Annotated in this window: 2 pseudogenes; both read right to left on the bottom strand. The window is 65.1% G+C overall.

The window, feature by feature from the left end:
* Positions 1 to 161: 161 nt before the first annotated feature.
* A pseudogene (locus tag IE94_RS0134165) lies at positions 162 to 1,280 on the bottom strand (IS256 family transposase); the annotation flags it as partial.
* A gap of 6 nt (positions 1,281 to 1,286) precedes the next feature.
* Positions 1,287 to 1,376, bottom strand: a pseudogene (locus IE94_RS41435) (IS5/IS1182 family transposase); the annotation flags it as partial.

Raw genomic sequence — 1,376 nt, 5'->3', positions numbered from 1 at the left:
GCACCCCGCTACGACGTCGGCAAAACCGTCAAGCGCCCCGAGACTCTCAAAGCCATCGGCAAGCCTGGCAGGTCCTGGTAGATAAAGAACAAGCTCAGAAGCTGTTGTCTTTCCGAGGGTGCGGGTGTGTTTGGTCGTGTCCCTTGGTGTGGTGTAGCTGATCATTCGGTGGTGCCGGGCAGGCAGGTGGCGTTGTCTGGATAGAGGCTGTCCATGCTCTCGATGGAGAGGGAGCGGCGGGGGAAGGCGATCCACTCGTCGTGGAGCTCGACGAGGACGGCGGTGGCGAGCCGGTCGACGGCGCTGGTGTTCGGGAAGACCTGGACGACGTCGGAACGGCGTTTGATCTCCCGGTTCAGTCGCTCGAGCGGGTTGGTCGACTGGATCTTCTTCCAGTGCTGGTGCGGGAAGTCCGCGAACGCGGTCAGGTCCTCCTTCGCGTCGAGAAGCATCTCTTTGACCTTGGGGAACTGCTCGCCGAGCATGTCCGCGACGGTGTCCAGGTGGGCCCGGACCGCTTCGGCTGTGGGCTGGGCGAAGAGGGTGCGGATCGTCGCGGCGACCATCTCCGCGGCTCCCTTCGGGATCACCGAGAAGACGTTGCGGACGAAGTGGACACGACAGCGCTGCCAGGCGGCGCCGGGCATGACCTTGCGGATGGCCTTGACCAAGCCGCTGTGGCTGTCGGAGATGACGAGACGGACACCGGTCAGGCCGCGTTCCCGTAATGAGCGCAGGAACTCGGACCAGAACGCTTCGGTTTCGCTGTCGCCGACCATGACGCCCAGAACCTCACGGCCGCCGTCCTCGGTGACGCCGGTGGCGATGACGACGGCCTGGGAGACGGTCTGATGGTTCACGCGCGCTTTGACGTAGGTGGCATCGAGATAGACGTAGGGGAAGCGGGTGTGATCCAGCAGCCGGGTACGGAACGCGTCGAGTTGTTCGTCGAGGTCCGCGCAGATCCGGGAGACCTCGCTCTTCGATATGCCGGTGTCCGAGCCGAGGGCTTTGACCAGGTCGTCGACCGAGCGGGTGGAGACGCCGTGGACGTATGCCTCCATGACGACGGCGTAGAGGGCCTGGTCGATCCGGCGCCGACGCTCGAGCAGGCTGGGGAAGAAGCTGCCGGCCCGCAGTTTCGGGATGGCGAGCTCCAGGTCGCCGGCCTGCGTGGTCACGGTCTTCTCCCGGTGCCCGTTGCGCCAGGTGCTGCGAGTGTCGGTCCTCTCGCCCCACTCCGCACCGCTCCGGGCAGTGGCCTCGGCCTCGATCAGTGAGCATTTTCAGCGTTGCTTCTCCAGGGTGAGGACGGCTTTGGTGATGACGCTCATGCGGTTGGGGCTGACGCGGGATCTGCGGAAGATCTGCCAGGA

This window comes from Streptomyces violaceorubidus (assembly GCF_000717995.1).
GTDB classification, from domain to species: domain Bacteria; phylum Actinomycetota; class Actinomycetes; order Streptomycetales; family Streptomycetaceae; genus Streptomyces; species Streptomyces violaceorubidus.
Note: the sequence above shows the minus strand (reverse complement) of the source record. Positions and strands in the feature narration are given on the sequence as shown.